This is a genomic window from Stenotrophomonas pictorum JCM 9942 (assembly GCF_001310775.1).
In the GTDB taxonomy this organism is placed as follows: domain Bacteria; phylum Pseudomonadota; class Gammaproteobacteria; order Xanthomonadales; family Xanthomonadaceae; genus Stenotrophomonas; species Stenotrophomonas pictorum.
In genome coordinates this window covers 1-3,350 of the sequence record NZ_BAZI01000292.1, presented here as the reverse complement: position 1 = coordinate 3,350, position 3,350 = coordinate 1, and the positions used below count along the sequence as shown (strand labels likewise).

The 3,350-nt window shown below is 69.2% G+C and carries 2 protein-coding genes and 1 pseudogene; all 3 read left to right on the top strand.

Annotated elements, in window-relative coordinates; translation table 11 throughout:
- Positions 1–930, top strand: a pseudogene (locus tag JCM9942_RS18370) (MurL-like N-terminal domain-containing); the annotation flags it as partial.
- Entirely contained in the window at positions 911–2,320 is a 1,410-nt protein-coding gene (murD, locus tag JCM9942_RS12595) for a UDP-N-acetylmuramoyl-L-alanine--D-glutamate ligase (protein WP_054660079.1), read from the top strand. The pseudogene JCM9942_RS18370 and the gene murD, both read left to right, overlap by 20 nt.
- Before the next feature lie 69 nt (positions 2,321–2,389).
- Entirely contained in the window at positions 2,390–3,187 is a 798-nt protein-coding gene (locus tag JCM9942_RS12590; RefSeq protein ID WP_054660077.1) for a dienelactone hydrolase family protein, read from the top strand.
- The last annotated feature ends 163 nt before the right edge of the window (positions 3,188–3,350 follow it).

Genomic DNA, 3,350 nt, shown 5'->3' with positions numbered 1-3,350 from the left:
CGCTGGTGGCCATTGGCGGCGGCAAGGATTCGCTGGTCAGCATCGAGCGCTGCGCCATGCCGGCGTGGCCGAGACGGTGACCTGGATCGGCGGCTCGCAGCTGATCCGCGCCTGTGCCGACCGCACCGGTCTGCCGACGCTCAATATCGGCCGCACGCTGGCCCCGGAGCTGTTCGAGCTCAACCGCCAGGGGGCCTGGAACGGCCATATCCCGGTGACCGCGGTGAACTCGGCGATCATGGTGCTGGCCGCGCTGGTGCAGGGCGTGGACCAGGTGGTGTTCTCCAACGAACGCTCGGCCAGCTACGGCAGCCAGATCGCCGGTACCGGCGAGGTCAACCATCAGTGGTCCAAGGGCTGGGCGTTCGAGCAGGCGTTCGGCGAGCATGTGCAGCAGCACGTGGCGGCCGACCTGCACTACTACTCGCTGCTGCGGCCGCTGTCGGAGCTGGCAGTGGCCCGCCAGTTCGCCAGGACCGACTACTACGACGCGCATTTCTCCAGCTGCAACCGCAACTTCCACATCCTCGGCGAGCGCCCGGTGAACCGCTGGTGCGGCGTCTGTCCGAAGTGTCACTTCGTGTTCCTGGCGCTGGCCCCGTTCATGCCCAAGACCCGGCTGGTGCGCATCTTTGGCCGCAACCTGCTCGATGACAGCGAACAGGCCGGCGGCTACGACGCGCTGCTGGAATTCGGCGACCACAAGCCGTTCGAGTGCGTGGGCGAGGGCAAGGAGTCGCGTGCGGCGATGGCCACGCTGGCCGCGCGTGCGGACTGGAAGGAGGACGTGCTGGTCAAGCGTTTCGCCAGCCTGATCCAGCCGACCCTGGCGGCGGACGAGCTGCAGATCGAACCGTTGCTGGTCATCGACGGCGAACACCGCATCCCGGCAGCCTGTGGGAGCGTCTGCGTGCGAATTTCGCAGCTTGAAGGCAAGCGGGTTGCGTTGTGGGGCTGGGGGCGTGAGGGCCGTGCGGCATTTGCCGTATTGCGCGAACGCCTGCCGCAACTGCCACTGACGCTGTTCTGTCCGCCGGCCGAGGCCGCGGCCGCGCGTGCCGAAACCGCGGGCGCGCTGCAGGTGGAAACCGACGTCACCGGCGCGGCGCTGGCGCGCTTCGAGGTGGTCATCAAGTCACCGGGGATCAGCCCGTACAAGCCCGAGGCGCTGCAGGCGCAGGCACTGGGCACGCAGTTCATCGGCGGTACCGCGCTGTGGTTCAGCGAGCATGCCGGCCCTGATGGCACCTTGCCCGACACGGTGTGCGTGACCGGTACCAAGGGCAAGAGCACCACCACCTCGCTGCTGGCGCACCTGCTGCGCGCGGCCGGGCATCGCACCGGCCTGGCCGGCAATATCGGCCTGCCCCTGCTCGAAGCGTTGGATCCGCAACCGGCACCGGAATACTGGGCGGTGGAACTGTCCAGCTACCAGACCGGGGAAGTAGCGCGCAGTGGCGCGCGGCCGGATGTCGCGATCGTGCTCAACATCTTTCCCGAGCACCTGGACTGGCACGGCAGCGAGCAGCGCTATATCGACGACAAGCTGGCACTGGTGACCGGCGGTCATCCGCGGGTGGCCGTGCTCAATGCCGCCGACGCGCATCTGCGCGCGCTGCAATTGCCGCACAGCAAGATCGTCTGGTTCAACCAGCCCGAAGGCTGGCACATGGTCGGCGAGGTGGTGCATCGCGGCGCGCAGCCGGTGTTCGATACGGCGGATACGCCGCTGCCGGGCCGGCACAACCGCGGCAACCTGTGCGCGGTACTGGCCGCCATCGAAGCGCTGGGACTGGATGCCGTGGCCCTGGCGCCGGCAGTGCGGAGCTTCCGGCCGCTGCCCAACCGCCTGCAGCTGCTGGGCGAGCGCGATGGGCTGCGCTGGGTCAACGATTCGATCAGCACCACCCCGCATGCCTCGCTGGCGGCGCTGGACTGCTTTGCCGGGCAGCGCATCGCGCTGCTGGTCGGCGGCCACGATCGCGGCCTGGACTGGAGCGATTTCCTCGCGCACATGGCCCATGACGTGCCGCCGGTGGAGATCGTGACGATGGGCGGCAACGGCCCGCGCATCAACGACCTGCTGCGACCGCTGGCCGAGGCTGGCCGGTTCGGACTGCATGCGGCCGCCGATCTGCCGCAGGCGGTGGAACTGGCGCGTGCGGCACTGGGCGCGCAGGGCGGGGTGGTGCTGCTGTCACCGGGCGCGCCGAGCTTTGGCGCTTACAGCGACTACGTGGCGCGTGGCCGCCACTTCGCCGCGCTGGCCGGCTTTGATCCGGACAGCATCAGCGCCATTCCCGGGCTAGGCATCGGCTGAATCCCGGCAATCACCCGGGCTGGGGCCCGTCGGACTTAAACTCGCCGCACCCCTGAGCGGAGAAGTCCGATGCGAGCAGAACGGAAGTGGCCGGTGGCAGTGGCGGGCCTGTGGCTGGCGGTGGCATTGCCGGCCGCGGCGAAAATGCAGCAGCGCACGGTGGAATGGCAGCACGATGGCGCGTCGTACAGCGGCGTGCTGGTCTATGACGACGACGGTGACGCCCGCCGACCCGGTGTGGTGATGGTGCCCAACTGGCGTGGCGTGAACGCATCCGCCGTCGCCAAGGCCGGGCAGATTGCCGGCGACGACTATGTGGTGCTGGTGGCCGATGTCTACGGCAAGGACATACGACCCAAGGACAACACCGAAGCCGCTGCGGCCTCCAAACCCTTGCGCGATGACCGGGCCCTGCTGCGTGCCCGGGCCGGTGCGGCATTGCAGGCATTGGAGGCGCAGGCCGGCAAGGCGCCGCTGGACGCCGGCCGTATCGCCGCGGTCGGTTTCTGTTTCGGTGGCACCACGGTGCTGGAGATGGCGCGTGCCGGCCTGCCCTTGACCGGGGTGGTGAGTCTGCATGGCGGCCTGTCCACCCCGAGTCCGGCGCCGGCAGGCAGCGGCAAGGTGCCGATCCTGGTCCTTAACGGGGCCGCCGATCAGGGGGTAACGGGCGAGGACATCGCCGCGTTCGGCAAGGAGATGGACAGCGCCGGTGCGGATTGGCAGTTCGTCAATTTCAGCGGAGCGGTGCACTGCTTTGCCGAGTCCGATGCCGACAGTCCGCCGGGCTGCCTGTACGACCCGCGCGCAGCCAAGCGGGCCTGGAAGATGATGGACAATTTCCTGGAAGAACGCCTGGGCGACTGACCGCGCGCGGAGGGCGGAACCGCACCAGCCGCAAGACCGGCCTCTGTCCGGTCGCTGCGGCAGGGTGGTGCGCGTGGGTACGGTGCCGTGGTTGGCCGTGGGTGGTGCCCGCCCGTGGTGGTTTCGGCACCCGTGGCCCAAGCCACGCCGCGCTGCGCCTACC